16 protein-coding genes are annotated in these 15,245 nt (G+C 42.5%); all 16 read right to left on the bottom strand.

Translation table 11 applies throughout. The features are described from left to right. Positions 1-88 precede the first annotated feature (88 nt). The 16 genes from J3U67_RS04715 to rpsD all read right to left on the bottom strand — a co-directional run bounded on the left by J3U67_RS04715 (position 89) and on the right by rpsD (position 15,236). Positions 89-724: an MBL fold metallo-hydrolase gene (locus J3U67_RS04715; protein ID WP_267404030.1), complete on the bottom strand. Its 636-nt coding sequence runs from the start codon at positions 722-724 to the stop codon at positions 89-91. A gap of 19 nt (positions 725-743) precedes the next feature. After that, positions 744-1,550 (bottom strand): sulfite exporter TauE/SafE family protein, encoded by an 807-nt coding sequence (locus tag J3U67_RS04710; protein WP_267404028.1) that lies wholly within the window; start codon positions 1,548-1,550, stop codon positions 744-746. A 76-nt stretch (positions 1,551-1,626) separates the two neighbouring features. Then, a complete protein-coding gene (gene purH, locus J3U67_RS04705) occupies positions 1,627-3,201 on the bottom strand; it encodes a bifunctional phosphoribosylaminoimidazolecarboxamide formyltransferase/IMP cyclohydrolase (protein WP_267404026.1) in 1,575 nt (524 codons plus the stop codon). 32 nt (positions 3,202-3,233) lie between these two features. After that, positions 3,234-3,479, bottom strand: a complete 246-nt coding sequence (locus J3U67_RS04700) for a helix-turn-helix domain-containing protein (RefSeq protein ID WP_100141142.1) — start codon at positions 3,477-3,479, stop codon at positions 3,234-3,236. 31 nt (positions 3,480-3,510) lie between these two features. Further along, positions 3,511-4,515 carry a tRNA dihydrouridine synthase DusB gene (gene dusB, locus J3U67_RS04695; RefSeq protein ID WP_267404024.1) on the bottom strand — a complete coding sequence of 335 codons (1,005 nt, stop codon included), beginning with the start codon at positions 4,513-4,515 and terminating at the stop codon, positions 3,511-3,513. A 555-nt stretch (positions 4,516-5,070) separates the two neighbouring features. Beyond that, a complete protein-coding gene (gene dxs / locus J3U67_RS04690; protein ID WP_267404022.1) occupies positions 5,071-6,951 on the bottom strand; it encodes a 1-deoxy-D-xylulose-5-phosphate synthase in 1,881 nt (626 codons plus the stop codon). 210 nt (positions 6,952-7,161) lie between these two features. Next, positions 7,162-7,632, bottom strand: coding sequence for a 23S rRNA (pseudouridine(1915)-N(3))-methyltransferase RlmH (gene rlmH / locus J3U67_RS04685; protein WP_100141139.1), 471 nt, complete (start codon positions 7,630-7,632; stop codon positions 7,162-7,164). A 26-nt stretch (positions 7,633-7,658) separates the two neighbouring features. After that, positions 7,659-8,048: a ribosome silencing factor gene (gene rsfS / locus J3U67_RS04680; RefSeq protein WP_100141138.1), complete on the bottom strand. Its 390-nt coding sequence runs from the start codon at positions 8,046-8,048 to the stop codon at positions 7,659-7,661. A gap of 62 nt (positions 8,049-8,110) precedes the next feature. Further along, entirely contained in the window at positions 8,111-8,746 is a 636-nt protein-coding gene (gene nadD / locus J3U67_RS04675; protein ID WP_267390849.1) for a nicotinate-nucleotide adenylyltransferase, read from the bottom strand. Continuing rightward, positions 8,743-9,306 (bottom strand): beta-class carbonic anhydrase, encoded by a 564-nt coding sequence (locus J3U67_RS04670; RefSeq protein WP_100141136.1) that lies wholly within the window; start codon positions 9,304-9,306, stop codon positions 8,743-8,745. The genes nadD and J3U67_RS04670 overlap by 4 nt, the downstream gene beginning before the upstream one ends. Before the next feature lie 125 nt (positions 9,307-9,431). Further along, a complete protein-coding gene (locus tag J3U67_RS04665; RefSeq protein WP_100141135.1) occupies positions 9,432-10,745 on the bottom strand; it encodes an NCS2 family permease in 1,314 nt (437 codons plus the stop codon). A 202-nt stretch (positions 10,746-10,947) separates the two neighbouring features. Next, positions 10,948-12,276 (bottom strand): tRNA (N6-isopentenyl adenosine(37)-C2)-methylthiotransferase MiaB, encoded by a 1,329-nt coding sequence (gene miaB / locus J3U67_RS04660; protein ID WP_267390851.1) that lies wholly within the window; start codon positions 12,274-12,276, stop codon positions 10,948-10,950. A gap of 14 nt (positions 12,277-12,290) precedes the next feature. Continuing rightward, entirely contained in the window at positions 12,291-12,677 is a 387-nt protein-coding gene (locus J3U67_RS04655; RefSeq protein ID WP_143558400.1) for a hypothetical protein, read from the bottom strand. A 525-nt stretch (positions 12,678-13,202) separates the two neighbouring features. Beyond that, positions 13,203-13,586 (bottom strand): 50S ribosomal protein L17, encoded by a 384-nt coding sequence (gene rplQ, locus J3U67_RS04650; protein ID WP_100141132.1) that lies wholly within the window; start codon positions 13,584-13,586, stop codon positions 13,203-13,205. Between the two features lie 18 nt (positions 13,587-13,604). Further along, positions 13,605-14,591: a DNA-directed RNA polymerase subunit alpha gene (locus tag J3U67_RS04645; RefSeq protein WP_100141131.1), complete on the bottom strand. Its 987-nt coding sequence runs from the start codon at positions 14,589-14,591 to the stop codon at positions 13,605-13,607. Positions 14,592-14,615: 24 nt separating this feature from the next. Beyond that, the gene (gene rpsD, locus J3U67_RS04640) at positions 14,616-15,236 is read right to left on the bottom strand and encodes a 30S ribosomal protein S4 (RefSeq protein ID WP_025331687.1); all 621 of its coding nucleotides are present in this window, start codon (positions 15,234-15,236) and stop codon (positions 14,616-14,618) included. Between the last annotated feature and the right edge of the window lie 9 nt (positions 15,237-15,245).

Below are 15,245 nucleotides of genomic sequence, written 5' to 3'. Positions count from 1 at the left end.
ATGCTTTTTCACCTGAACTTCTATATATTATTCGCGAAAAACTTTGTCTATATTATTAGTTCATTAAAAAATACGGCTGCTGGTTAGATTAATGCAAAAATGGATTATGCTGCTTTTCGTGACCTATGGTAGTCATGGGGCCATGGCCTGGTAATACGCGGGTATCATCTGGCAAAGATAATAATTTTTCCTGAATACCGCGGATTAGATCAGAATGATTACTACCAGGGAAATCTGTACGGCCGATAGATTCTCGGAATAACACATCACCTGCTATCAGCAATTTATTAGCCTGACTGTAAAATACAACATGGCCCGGAGTGTGGCCCGGTATATGAAAAACGATAAAAGTATGCTCACCTACTTTTAATGCTTCTCCTTCATTTAACCAGCGTGTTGGTATAAATGGTTGACTAATGGGAAAACCATAACTGGCAGTCACTTCTGGCAACGCCTGCAACCAGTAATTGTCAGCTTGATGCGGGCCCAAAACGGGTACCGGCTGCAAGGTAGTTAATTCTTCTACGCCGCTTGCATGGTCAAGGTGCCCATGTGTTAACCAAATAGCTTTTAAGTTCAGCTGATGTGTTTCTACTGCCTCCAGTAAGCGTTCAGCTTCACCACCTACATCTGTTAATACGGCTTCTTTGCTAACATCATCCCATAATAATGCAGCATTCTGTTGAAATGGTGTTACGGGTAAGATCTGCACGTTTAAAGCCATTTTTTACCTCGTTTATCAGTTATAACAATACAGCTTTGCTTAAAAAATACATGCTCATGAAGAGCAGCAGACAAGCAAAACATTTTTTCAGCTTTCTAGGTGAAAGATAATGCGCCACTTTAGCACCCTGTCTGGCTGTGATAAAACTCATGAAACTGATACCAATAAACGCATAAATATGAACATATCCTATGGTATGTTCAATATGAATTTGTTCATGGGCACCAAAAAACATAAAGCCTATGGCACCAGCAAGCGCAATTGGCAGACCACATGCGGCAGAAGTACCTACAGCTTGCTGCATAGCTAGTCCACTTCGATTTAGATAAGGTACAGTTAGACTGCCCCCGCCAATACCAAACAAAGCTGACGCAATACCGATGATTACACCAGCCAACCAGTACCAGCGAGAATTAACCAACTGAGTTTGCTGTAAATTTTGTTGACTGCAGGCGGTGCGAAACATATTGATACCAACTATAAGGGTAAAAATACCAATAACCAGTTGAAGTTTTTCTCCTGATAATGCATCTGCGATGGCTGCACCGCCAAACGAACCCAATATAAGACCAGGTGTTAAACGCCCAACAACTGGCCAGATTACTGCGTGATTTTTGTTATGCGCCAGCATGGAACTAATGGAAGTAACCATGATAGTTGCTAAAGAGGTACCCAGCGCCAAATGCATCGTGACCGCTTCACCATAACCTGCATGCATAAAGACGATATACAGAATAGGTACAACAATCAAACCACCACCAACGCCAAACAGTCCAGCAGCGAAGCCTGCTACAGCACCTATTAAAAAATAAGTAAGCAGTTCCATAAAATTAGCTTAATTACAATTTTTGGTCAGAAGATAAACAAAAATAGTAGCTTTTGTATCAAAGCCATGGAAAAAATTAATGGCGGAAGTGGCGCACGCCTGTGACCACCATAGCAATTCCATGTTCATTGGCAGCAGCTATTACTTCTTCATCCCGAACAGAACCACCGGGCTGGATAATGGCTTTGATACCTTGTGCAGCAATCACATCCACACCGTCTCTAAATGGAAAAAAAGCATCTGAAGCGGCACAGGCACCGTTTAATTCGAAGCCAGCATCCTGTGCTTTTCGCGCAGCAATTCGCGTGGAATCGACACGGCTCATTTGTCCTGCTCCTATACCATACGTCTGCCCGTTTTTACCAAATACAATAGCATTAGATTTCACATACTTAGCTACATTCCATACAAATAGTAAGTCTTTAATTTCCTGTTCGCTGGGTACTCTTGCTGTTACGACCTTTAAATCACCTGCATCGATATAGTGCCTGTCTGGTGTCTGCACCAGCAGACCACCACCAACACGTTTTAATTCAAACTGATTTGCTCCGGCAGACAAAGGAATTTCCAGTACTCGGACATTCTTTTTGGCCGCTATGATGACCTTGGCTTCGTCTGTGAAAGCAGGAGCCAATAAAACTTCGAGGAACTGACCGGTTACGGCTTCTACAGTGGCCGCATCTACTTCACGATTGAAGGCAATAATTCCTCCAAATGCACTGGTTGTATCGGTCGCCAGCGCTAATTGGTAAGCAGTTAGAGTGTCACTGGCTATGGCAACACCACAAGGATTAGCATGTTTGACAATAACACAGGCCGGCTGAGTAAAAGATTTGACTGCTTCCCATGCTGCATCGGCATCCGCAATATTGTTGTAAGATATTTCTTTTCCCTGCAGTTGCTGATATTTAGCGAGACTGCCTTCAGCAGGCTGCAAATCCCGGTAAAAGGCAGCCTGCTGATGTGGATTTTCGCCATAGCGTAAATCCTGAATTTTCAGCCAGCTTTGGTTATATTGCTGGGAAAAGGTTTGTAAATCTGGTATTCCAGATAAATTCTTATCGTCAATGCGTGTCAGATAATTGGCAATCATGCCATCATATTGAGCTGTATGAGCAAAAGCTTTGCGTGCTAGATTAAATCGGGTTTGCTCAGACAGGCCACTTTGCTTTCTGATTTCATCGATTATGGCAGTATAATCATTACTATCAGTTACAATAGCCACATCACGCCAGTTTTTGGCGGCAGAGCGAACCATTGCAGGACCACCGATATCGATATTTTCGATAGCGTCTTCCAATGTACAATCCTGTTTCGCAACAGTTGCAGCAAAAGGGTACAGGTTTACACATACAAGATCTATGGTTCCGATAGCTTGTGCTGCAAGCTGATTCATGTGTTTAGCATTATCACGCCGTGCCAGAATACCACCATGGATTTTAGGGTGTAGTGTCTTTACTCGCCCATCCAGCATTTCCGGAAATCCAGTATGGTCTGCTACTTCAGTCACAGCTATATTTTCTTTGGCCAATAGACTGGCAGTTCCTCCGGTTGACAGTAATTCAAAGCCCAGTTGTGCTAACTGACGCGCAAAATCAACCACGCCAGTTTTATCAGACACGCTGATCAGTGCCCGTTTGATTCCCACCATGACATCTCCCTTAGTATTCAGTTGAAACTGCCTTAGTCCAGCAAATGATACTGCATTAATTTTTTTCGCAGAGTATTGCGATTGAGACCCAGAATTTGTGCAGCGCGAGTCTGATTGTGTTCACAAACATCCATCACACAACGCAACAATGGTAATTCCATCTGCTGCAACACCATATCATAAACAGCACAAGGTGTTTCTCCATCCAGATCTGCAAAATATTGCCTTACATTGACCTCTATACATTGAGCGATACTTACTTTGGGTGCTTCACTCATTTATATTATCCTCGTATGACAAGGCAAACAGTTACTGCTGCCGATAGGAGCAAGGCCATACCGATAGTTGTGCTACCTGCCTGTCTAAAAAATCATTAATCAGCTGTAACTGAATCTTCGCATCGTTCACGCTATTGACCTGCTTGCGAAAATGCTCACCCTGAGGTAAGGCAGCGACGTACCAGCCAATATGCTTACGGGCAATACGGACACCCGTTATATCACCATAGAATTGATGCATAGCCACAATATGTCCTATTATAACCTGTGCATGCTCCGCTACCGTCAAAGAGGGGGGCAAACATCCATACTGATGATAATGCACAAGATCTCGAAACAGCCACGGTTGCCCCTGAGCTGCGCGCCCCACCATCACGCCATCAGCCTCAGTCTGCTGCCATACTTTTAAGGCTTTTTGTGGACTGGTTATATCTCCATTGACCCACAATGGCAGGTTTATTTGCTGACGTACCTGAGCAATCAGATCATAGCTCGCTTCACCACGATACATTTGTGTACGTGTACGACCATGTACAGCCAGAGCGGCAATTCCTGCCTCCTGCGCCAGATGGGCAATGGTTAGTATATTGCGATGCTCATCATCCCACCCAAGCCTTGTTTTCAAAGTTACTGGCACATCTACTGCATTAACTACAGCCTTTAAAATTGCTTCAACCAATGATTCATTCTGTAATAAAGCACTGCCTGACAGTACATTACAAACCTTTTTGGCTGGACAACCCATATTGATATCAATGACGTCTGCACCACGGGCAACATTATAGCGTGCAGCTTCTGCCAGTTGCTGCGGTTCACTTCCAGCTATCTGAACTACCTTGATACCGCTTTCACCCTTATAATCTGCTCGCTGCAAAGTTTTACGAGTATATTGCAGGCTTGGATCACTGGTAATCATTTCACTGACTGCCCAGCCGGCTCCGAACTCACGACACAGCTGGCGAAAGGGTTTATCAGTTATACCAGCCATGGGAGCCAACGCAACAGGGGCTGTCAGCTGATAACAACCTATTTGCATATTCAGTAAACTAATTATGGGAAAACAATATTCAGAGGTGAATTATTGTACATTTTTTAGGCAATCACTCCAAATATAAATACCAATATTTAACCAAAGAGAAGTGATGCTGCATCCTTTCTACTACTTGTAAAATGGAAATTCGTTTTAAGCAGAAGCCATTACAGCAAAGTTTTTGTGTAAGATATTAAATTAAATTTTCAACCAACTAAAGACATCAGTAATAACCAAAAAGCAGCTAATGAAGAAATATTAAAACTGACGAATAACAGATTTAATTATTGAATTGATTCGCATATAACTAAAATTAGCTACTGAAAACTGACTAAAATCACTATAAGAAAACGTCCAACGAAAATAGGTTTTTAAACCATATCATCATATATTAACAATTGAATCAATATAATGTTGAAAAAAAGCATAGCACCTGATTTTTTCTGGCTGTTAGATTAGCTGCTATTTAATTTGCAACTGCAACCATAAGAATTTATGTCAAATATGCTTAGAAGATTTAGAACATTGAAACCAAGCCTAAACCAGAAATTTAGCTAAAAACTAAACAACCCAATCAAGAATGTGTTGCTGAATTTTGGCAGCACTCAGTCCCATCTGATCTAATAGCTGTGCTGAATCACCATGCTCAGTTACAATATCAGGTATGCCCAGTGTGAGAACCGGTTTGACTAAATTATGCTGTGCCAGCACTTCAAGCACTGCACTACCAGCTCCACCAATCCTACTATTTTCTTCAATGGTCACCAAATAATCATGTTCAGCAGCCAGATGAAGTAAAAGTTCGGTATCCAGTGGTTTAACAAACCGCATATCAGCCACTGTAGCGTCGATAGCATCCGCTACACACATAGCAGCTGATACCATACTTCCAAATGCAATTAAACCAATCCTTTGCCCCTGACGACGTACTACCCCCTTACCAATTGCTACAGTTGCCAAATTCGTACCAGCTGGTACACCTGTACCTGCCCCTCTAGGATAGCGTACAGCAGCTGGCTGATTGAGCTGGTAACAGCTAGATAGCAGTAAACGACATTCATGTTCATCGCTTGGTACGGCAATAACCAAATTAGGCACACAACGAAGATAGCTTAAATCATAAACACCTGCATGTGTCGGACCATCAGCACCTACAATTCCGCCACGGTCAATAGCAAACAAAACTGGTAAATTCTGCAAAGCAACATCGTGAATGAGCTGATCATACGCTCGTTGCAGAAAAGTGGAATAAATAGCTACTACCGGCTTCATTTGCTCACAGGCCAGACCTGCCGCAAACGTGACTGCATGCTGCTCCGCAATTCCGACATCAAAATAACGTTCGGGATAACGACGAGCAAACTCCACCAGTCCACTGCCTTCTCGCATAGCAGGGGTAATAGCCAGCAGTTTTTTATCTGCCGCTGCCTGATCAATTATCCATTGGCTGAAAATCTGGGTATAAGTCGGTTTGGAAGCAATTGCACCAGATGAATACAGACCCTGAGCCGGATCAAAAGCACTGACAGCGTGAAAAGTTACAGGATCATTTTCTGCCAGTTTATAACCTTGGCCTTTTTTGGTAATGATATGCAATAATTGCGGTCCTTTCCGGTTGCGCATATCCTGAAGCACATCTACAAGCTGAATAACATCATGTCCATCAACTGGTCCAGAATAAGTAAAGCCAAAATTATCGAATAAGGACAGCGTTTCCGAAGTGGTACTTTCTTCAATTAGGCCTTTGATTTTGTTTTCTACCCGCTGCGCTACATCCAGAGCCCCGGGTACCATACCCAAAACCTTTTCTGATTTTTGCTTGATTGATTTCACCAGTCCTTTAACATCATGCAAAGGATTTCTGGCCAGATATTTCGGAAGAGCACCAACATTAGGAGAAATAGACATCTCATTGTCATTTAAAATAACAAGTAAATCCACGTCCATATCACCAGCATTATTCAACGCTTCAAACGCCTGCCCTGCTGTCATAGCACCATCACCAATAATCGCCACACTTCGATTGTTTCTGTGCTGCAATTTATCGGCCACCGCCATACCCAATGCCGCACCGATAGAGGTAGAAGAATGGCCTACACCAAATACGTCGTATTCAGATTCACTGCGTTTCGGAAATCCAGCCAGACCGCCAAACTGGCGCATCGTAGCCATTTTTCCTTTACGTCCGGTCAAAATTTTATGCGGATAACTCTGATGACCCACATCCCATACCAAATGATCCTGTGGCGTCTGGTACACATAGTGTAGGGCTACAGTTAACTCAACTGCACCCAAATTACTCGCAAAGTGCCCCCCTGTCTTGCTTACTGATTCCAGCAAATACGCACGCAATTCATCTGCCAGTTGGGGTAACTGGCTTTTTTGCAAACGACGCAAATCCTGTGGTAGATCAATTGTATCAAGGAGAGGGGTAGGATTCATGATCAGACTTTACTTATTATGAATAAATTCAGACAATATAGGCTATTAGCACTACCAATCTGATTGCAGCGCAATTATATACTAGCCTACCCCCTGTTCGGGGCTATTCATTCTATGTCAGGACATTATTTCTATCTAGATTAATTATAAATAATTAGCACCTCCAGTCACACAAGTTCTGCGACCAGAGGCAGTAACTACCTTAAGAAATTATTCACGATGGTAGGGATGATTATGCAGAATAGACTGAGCACGATATAGCTGCTCAGTCAGCAACACCCTTACCATTCCGTGTGGTAAAGTCAGGCTCGACAATCGCATCAACATATTTGCCCGCTGCTTCAAATTGGTCGTCATGCCATCAGCTCCACCAATAATAAAACACAGATTGTCGCCCTGCTGTTGCCATTTCTTTAAACTATCGGCCAGTTCCATTGAAGTGGGTGCCTTACCACGCTCATCCAATACAATCAGATAACTATGTGCGGGTATGGCTGCAACAATGCGCTGTTCTTCAGCTGCCATAGCCTGCGCGGCATTAACACCGGCACCTCGTTTTTCAGGTTTGATTTCTTTAAGCTGAAACTGAATTTCTCGGCCAAATCTTTTGCTGTAATCACGCACCGCATGATCCACCCATTGCGGCATCTTCGTTCCTACAGCCAATACGGTAATATTCATTCAATCACAAAAAACATCAGAATCCGTCAATCAGCAGCCTGCCATGGTTTAGCTGCGCCAGCATGAAAAGAAGGCTTTTCACCACCCCATAATGCTTCTATATCATAATAATCACGCACCGCTGGCTGCATTACATGTACGACAAGATCACCTGCATCAACCAGAGCCCATTCACCACTATCCAGCCCCTCAGTACTGATTATTTCATAACCAGCTTCTTTTAATTCTACAGCCACATTGTTAGCCAGCGCTTTTACCTGACGCGTACTGTCACCACTGGCAATAATCATTCGCGAAAACAGCGAAGTTTGTGCTGAAGTATCCAACACAGTAATATCTTTACCTTTAATATCTTCAAGTGCATCCACGCAAATGGCAACCATATTGTCCCATTGAGCGATAAGATTTTCATCCATACTGTTTATTTCCTAATGTGTAAAAAGCATTTCCTGCTCGAAAATGCATTAAAACAGGCAAATTATGCCCGATAAAGGTTTTCTTGGTCGATATATTGGGCTACCGCAGCCGGTACATCATCATGCTTCCCTTTTGACCATTCTGCACGAATTTCATGGGAACTTACCGGTAAAAATGATGCCTGTAATAATTTAGCCCGACCGCCATCCGCACCGTCTGGTGCAATCAAATTTTTAGCCAAAGCTTCTGGTAGCCAACCCTGTAAATCATTCGGCAACTCAGTTAAACCTTGTTCGCCACGCTGAGCAATAGCTAGATTCACACTTTGCAATAAAGCCTGATAACGATACCATTTAGGCAATTGTAATAATGAATCCATACCCAGCAACCACCATAACTGTGTCTGTGTAAACACCTGTCGAAATAAAGAAACCGTATCAATCGTATAGGTAGGCCCTTTACGCCGCACATCACAATCAGAAACACTGAAACGTTTATCCATAGCAATTACCTGCTCTACCATGCACAACCGTTGTTCTGCGGTTGAATTAGACTGTCTCAGTTTATGATATGGATCACCAGCCGGAATAAATATCACATTATCCAGCTTTAATTCATCTGCAAAAGCCTGCGCAATATGAATATGGCCATTGTGTGGTGGATCGAACGTACCACCAAACAAACCAACTCGTTTCATACTTTATTTCCATTCACCACAATATTCAGTTTTCCCGTAATGGGATGGATCACCAGACCATGTACCTTTATTTCACTCGGCATCAACGGATGCTTACGTATCATATTAACAGAATGCATAATCGCGTCTTCCACACTATCAAAATCTGTCAACCACTTATGAAAATCCACACCAGCATTCTCCAGTATCTCCAAACGTTCATCACTGATACCACGTGCCCGCATACGATCCAACATATCTGGTACATGTAATTCCTGCATACCACAGTCATAATGCCCAATTACCATGATTTCGTGTACGTTCATTTCAAAGACTGCCACCAGCAACGAGCGCATCACTGAACCCCACGGATGAGTAACCAAAGCACCGGCATTGCGAATCACTTTGGCATCCCCATTTTTCAATCCTAGCGCCCGAGGCAGCAAATCCAGAATTCTTGCGTCCATACAAGACACAATGGCCAGATTTTTTTCAGGATATTTGTCAGTAAAAAACTGCTCGTATTCTTCAGCATCCACAAACTTCTGATTAAAGTCCATAATCTCATCAATTAAAGACATCATTTCTCCATTATCATTTATATAAATCAGTGATTACGAATCATATCGGGTACAATCAGCATTCAAGCCTGCGGCTAAAAATATTCAGGCAGCCATAGCGGCTGCCTGTTATCAACCAAACTACATTATGCTCCAAGCCATAGCAGTTTAAATGCCCATAAAACCGCAATTATCCATACCATGTAAGATACATCTTTAACCCTACCACAGAACAATTTAATCAGTGCATAACTGATAAAGCCCATGGCAATACCATCCGCAATAGAATAAGCGAAAGGCATAAAAATCAGAGTAAAAAATGCTGGCGCTGCTTCAGAAACATCTTTCCAGTCAATCTCAGTCATACTGCGCATCATCAGCACGCCAACATACATCAATGCAGGTGCAGTCGCATAGGGAGGAACACTCGCAGCCAGTTTAGAAAACCATAAACTTGCCAGCATCAAAATACCTACAACAACCGCCGTTAAACCTGTGCGCCCGCCAGCAGCCGCACCCGCTGCTGATTCCACATAAGCCGTAGTAGAAGAAGTACCTAGTCCAGCTCCCACCACAATGGCCGTAGAATCAGCCAACAATGCCTTTTTTACCCGTGGCAACTTGCCGTCTACTAGCAACCCTGCGCGACCAGCCACACCAATCAGTACCCCTGTACTGTCGAATAAATCAACAAAGAAAAAAACAAAAATAACACTTACCAGACTCATGGTAAATAAATCATGAAAATCCAGCTGTAAGAAAGTAGGAGCTAATGAAGGCACTGGTGCAAACACGCCCTGAAACTGATTGATACCCATCAACGAAGCTACAGCCGTAATGGTTAAAATACCAATAATTATCCCGCCGCGTACCCGAAAATGCTCCAATGTGACGATAAAGCAGAACCCAACAATTGTCATCAATACCTGAGGTGAATGAATATCGCCCAAACTAACCAAAGTCGCCGGATTAGAAACCACAACACCGGCACTTTTTAATGCTACTAGAGCAAGAAACAGCCCTATACCCCCACCAATGGAAAACTTAAGCGAATTCGGTAAAGAATTCACTATTGCCTCGCGTACCTTAAATAAGCTCAGGATAATAAAAATAATACCTGAAACAAAAACCGCGCCCAACGCCACTTGCCATGAAATACCCATACCTTTCACTACTGCATAGGTAAAATAGGCATTCAGTCCCATACCCGGTGCCAGAGCAATCGGATAATTTGCTATTAGTCCCATCATCATGCAAGCAAATGCCGAAGAAATACAGGTAGCCACAAAAACGGCACCAAAATCCATTCCTGCATCCTTCAGAATGGATGGGTTGACTACCAAAATATAACTCATTGCCAAAAAAGTAGTCAGGCCTGCTAGCACCTCAGTGCGCACACTACTGCCACTTTCTTTAATTTTAAAAAAACGATCCAAAAAAGAAATACCCACTGGGCTCATGCCAATTCCTTTTAATACCGAAAAAAGGCCACACAAAACCGGCTAACACAATTATACAGATAGGTAACCGGACAAAAACACTACCATATTGCAGCTAATCGAATAACCAATACAGCCTTCTTGTTTGTATTTATATGCATATTGATCTGCATTTACAAGCCTCATTAGCGCTTTGCTTTCCTCTGCTTTCCTAATGAATTATTCATTCGGCCAAAACAATTTTTCCGCGTAACGAGAATGTATGTGCCTCAGTAATTTCCAACTCAACCATTTGATTTATCAGACGTGGATGGCCGGTAAAATTTACCACTCTGTTATTAGCTGTTCGAGCCTGCAACTGATCTGGATCCTTTTTGGAGACACCTTCCACCAGACAGCGCTGAACACTTCCAAGCATTGATTGATTAATACGAGCTGTTTCAGTCTCTATCACTTCATTTAAAGCCTCCAGCCGACGTACCTTTTCAGTATGTGGCGTATCATCTGGCAAATTAGCCGCTGGCGTACCTGGCCGCGGACTATAAATAAAGACGAAACTTAAATCAAAAGCCAGATCCTGTACCAGCTTCAACGTCTGCTCAAATTCTCGTTCCGTTTCACCTGGAAATCCTACAATAAAATCTGAGCTCAAACATAAATCCGGACGTATAGCACGTAATTTACGAATAATATGTTTATATTCCAATGCAGTATAGCCACGTTTCATTGCTGCTAGCACACGATCAGAACCAGACTGTACTGGCAAATGCAGATGCGATACCAATTTTGGCAAGTCCCGATAGCACTCAATAATAGCGTCAGAAAATTCACGAGGATGGCTCGTTGTGAAACGCATGCGCTCAATACCAGGTATTTCATGGACAATACGCAGCAAAGTAGCAAAATCACATATTTCACCATTGCCCATATCGCCCCGATAAGCATTCACATTCTGCCCTAGCAGGTTAATTTCCTTAACACCTTGTTGAGCCAGTCCGGCAATTTCAGTTAACACATCCTCCAATGGACGAGAAAACTCTTCACCACGCGTGTAAGGGACAACACAGAAACTACAATATTTGGAACAGCCTTCCATAATGGAAACAAAAGCCGCTCCTCCCTCTACACGAGCCGGTGGCAAATGGTCAAATTTTTCTATTTCAGGAAAAGAAATATCTACCTGAGAAAGACCACTCGTCTCCTTATCCAAAATCATTTGCGGCAAACGGTGCAAAGTCTGCGGTCCAAAAACAACATCTACATAAGGCGCCCGCTGAATGATTGCCTCACCTTCCTGAGAGGCCACACAGCCGCCCACGCCGATGATTAAATTCGGATTTTTAGTCTTTAACGGCCGAATACGTCCCAAATCTGAAAATACTTTTTCCTGAGCTTTTTCCCGTACTGAGCAAGTATTAAACAGAATAATGTCCGCATCTTCAGCTCTGTCAGTACGCTCTAAAGATTGTCCTTCCGCAAGTACAGACAGCATTTTTTCGCTATCATACTCATTCATTTGACAACCAAAGGTTCGTATAAATACTTTTTTCATAACACCTAACAATATTATTCAACCTGAGGATTATTCGGGCGGATCAACTCATTCTGTTCCTCATCCGTCAACACCCAGATTTCTAGAATCTGATTCATCCTGTCAAAGCGTACCGCTATCGGAGAGTTCTTGAATCTAGACAAATTATTATAAGTAATAAAACGGTTATTGGCATCATGCACTCTTACGGCACGACTCAATTGAAATGTTTTATTACCATTGATTAAGCCCAGACTCAGGGTACGTAACCAGGCCTTTTTCGCAGTTCCCAATACAACCTGTTGCCCCTCAGCATTTTTCAGCACTACAATCTGAACATCGCGAGGTAAAATACGGCCTGCCCATGCAAATGAAGCAGTCAACAAAATCAAACCACATAACGCCAATCGCAAGTACTTCATAGTTTCTCCTTGAATAACAATGGTTAATTTACGGGAAACAATTATACGCAGAAGACGATTTATCAGCAGCCATTCCAGCAAAGCAATCAAATGAGAACTGATAAATAAAATAATGAAATTATTAATCTGCGTTTAAACATTTAATTACATCATATCGTGCTTTAACTAAAGATAAATAAATGGATGAAATATCATCATATACAAAGATTTAGCTAAGAATTAAGAATTTAATTGCTCTACTAAATAATCAGTGTTAACAAATTCACCTAGCAAACAATTCAAGTCATACCATATATCTTATACTTATAATTATTGCTAGCTATACCCATTAATTATTGCGTGAATCCTCATTTTTTACTTAGTGACAAAGCGACCAAATCTTCTTTTAATAAAACTTGTCGATACCCATCAAGCATTTAAAATAATTTCACAAGTAAAATTTCTACACAATCATAATTGTATTAACGAGCAAATAAACAAAATGAAACAAGCCAGCCTAACGGCTGGCTTGTATTTGAAGTCTGATTACTCAGCAACAGCTTCTGTTTCAGGTGCTTTCTCTACTAACTCAACCAGAGCCAATGGAGCATTATCACCTTTACGGAAACCATATTTCAAAATGCGCAGATAGCCACCATTTCGATTAGCGAAGCGCGGGCCCAATTCATTAAATAACTTTACAACAACTTCACGATCACGTGTACGATTAAACGCTAAACGATGATTGGCCAGTGAAGGCTTTTTACCTAAAGTAATCAACGGTTCAGCTACACGGCGTAACTCTTTAGCTTTCGGCAAAGTAGTTACAATCGCTTCGTGAGTCAACAATGAATTAGCCATATTACGCAACATAGCAGCACGATGACTGCTGGTGCGGTTTAATTTGCGGTTACCATTACGATGACGCATGTCATTATCCTTTAATCATCAAACTTGTGGCTTTTCCAGACTGGCCGGCGGCCAGGCTTCCAGTTTTGAACCCAACGTCAAACCTTTGGAAGCCAGGACTTCCTTGATTTCATTCAGAGATTTTCTACCCAGATTCGGAGTTTTCAACAGTTCAGTCTCTGTACGTTGAATCAAATCGCCAATATAGTAAATATCTTCAGCTTTCAAACAGTTTGCTGAACGAACGGTCAACTCCAGATCATCCACAGGACGAAGTAGAATAGGATCAATAGGTGGTTCTTTTTCTTCCACTACTGCTACCGGCGTACCCTGTAAATCAGCAAAGATTGACATCTGATCAATCAAAATACAGGCCGCACTGCGTACCGCTTCTTCCGGATCAATTGCACCATTGGTTTCAATATCCAAAACTAAGCGGTCTAAATCAGTACGTTGCTCCACACGAGCCGGTTCCACTTCAAAGCTGACACGACTGATAGGCGAAAAGCTTGCATCCAGTTGAATAGCGCCGATACGTTTGTGATCGTCTTTATTTCGACGACCAGACACAGCTTCATAACCACGTCCTTGCTCAACCTTGATTTCCATATTAATACTTCCACCTTCTGACAGATGGCAGATAACATGATCAGGATTAACAATTTCGACGTCATGTGGTAACTCGATATCAGCAGCAGTAACAACTCCTGCTCCAGACTTTTTCAGACTTAGAGTTACCTCTGTGCGGCCATGCACTTTAAATACTACGCCCTTCAGATTCAGAAGAATATCAACAACATCTTCCTGAACACTGTCAAGCGTAGAGTATTCATGCAATACGCCTTCAATCGTTACTTCTGTCGACGCATAACCATTCATTGATGACAGTAAGATACGACGCAAAGCATTACCCAACGTATGGCCGAAACCACGTTCAAACGGCTCCATAGACACTTTGGCTCGAGTAGCAGACAAGGTGTCAACGTCAATTTGACGCGGTTTCAAGAATTCGGATGTGTTTTGCATTTAACTGTCCTCACTTAACCAGCTTTATTTAGAGTAAAACTCTACCACCAGCTGTTCATTAATATCGCCACTCAATTCAGTGCGATCTGGCATGTTTTTGAAAACACCTTCCAGTTTGCCTTCTTCAACAGAAACCCAGCTTGGTAAGCCGATCTGACTGGCCAGACTGAAAGCTTCTTGAATACGCACCTGTTTTTTGGCTTTTTCGCGAACAGCAACTACATCACCAGCTTTTACTTGAAAAGAAGGGATATTGACAACTTGGCCGTTCACGGTAATGGCTTTGTGAGATACCAACTGACGGGCTTCAGCACGTGTAGAACCAAAACCCATGCGGTATACCACGTTGTCTAAACGAGATTCCAACAACTGAAGCAGCAATTCACCAGTCGAACCTTTACGACGGGCTGCTTCAGCAAAATAACGGCGGAACTGACGTTCCAAAACGCCGTAAATACGACGAATTTTTTGTTTTTCACGCAATTGCAATCCATAGCCAGACAGGCGAGGTTTTTTCGCACCGTGCTGACCTGGAGCAGAATCCAGCTTACATTTAGAATCCAGAGAGCGACGAGCACTCTTCAGAAAAAGATCAGTACCCTCACGACGGGCTAATTTACATTTCGGGCCGGTATAACGTGCCATACTCGAATA

The sequence above is a fragment of the Snodgrassella sp. B3837 genome (assembly GCF_026535955.1).
Taxonomy (GTDB): Bacteria; Pseudomonadota; Gammaproteobacteria; order Burkholderiales; family Neisseriaceae; genus Snodgrassella; species Snodgrassella alvi_E.
This window is presented reverse-complemented; position numbering and strand designations above follow the sequence as displayed.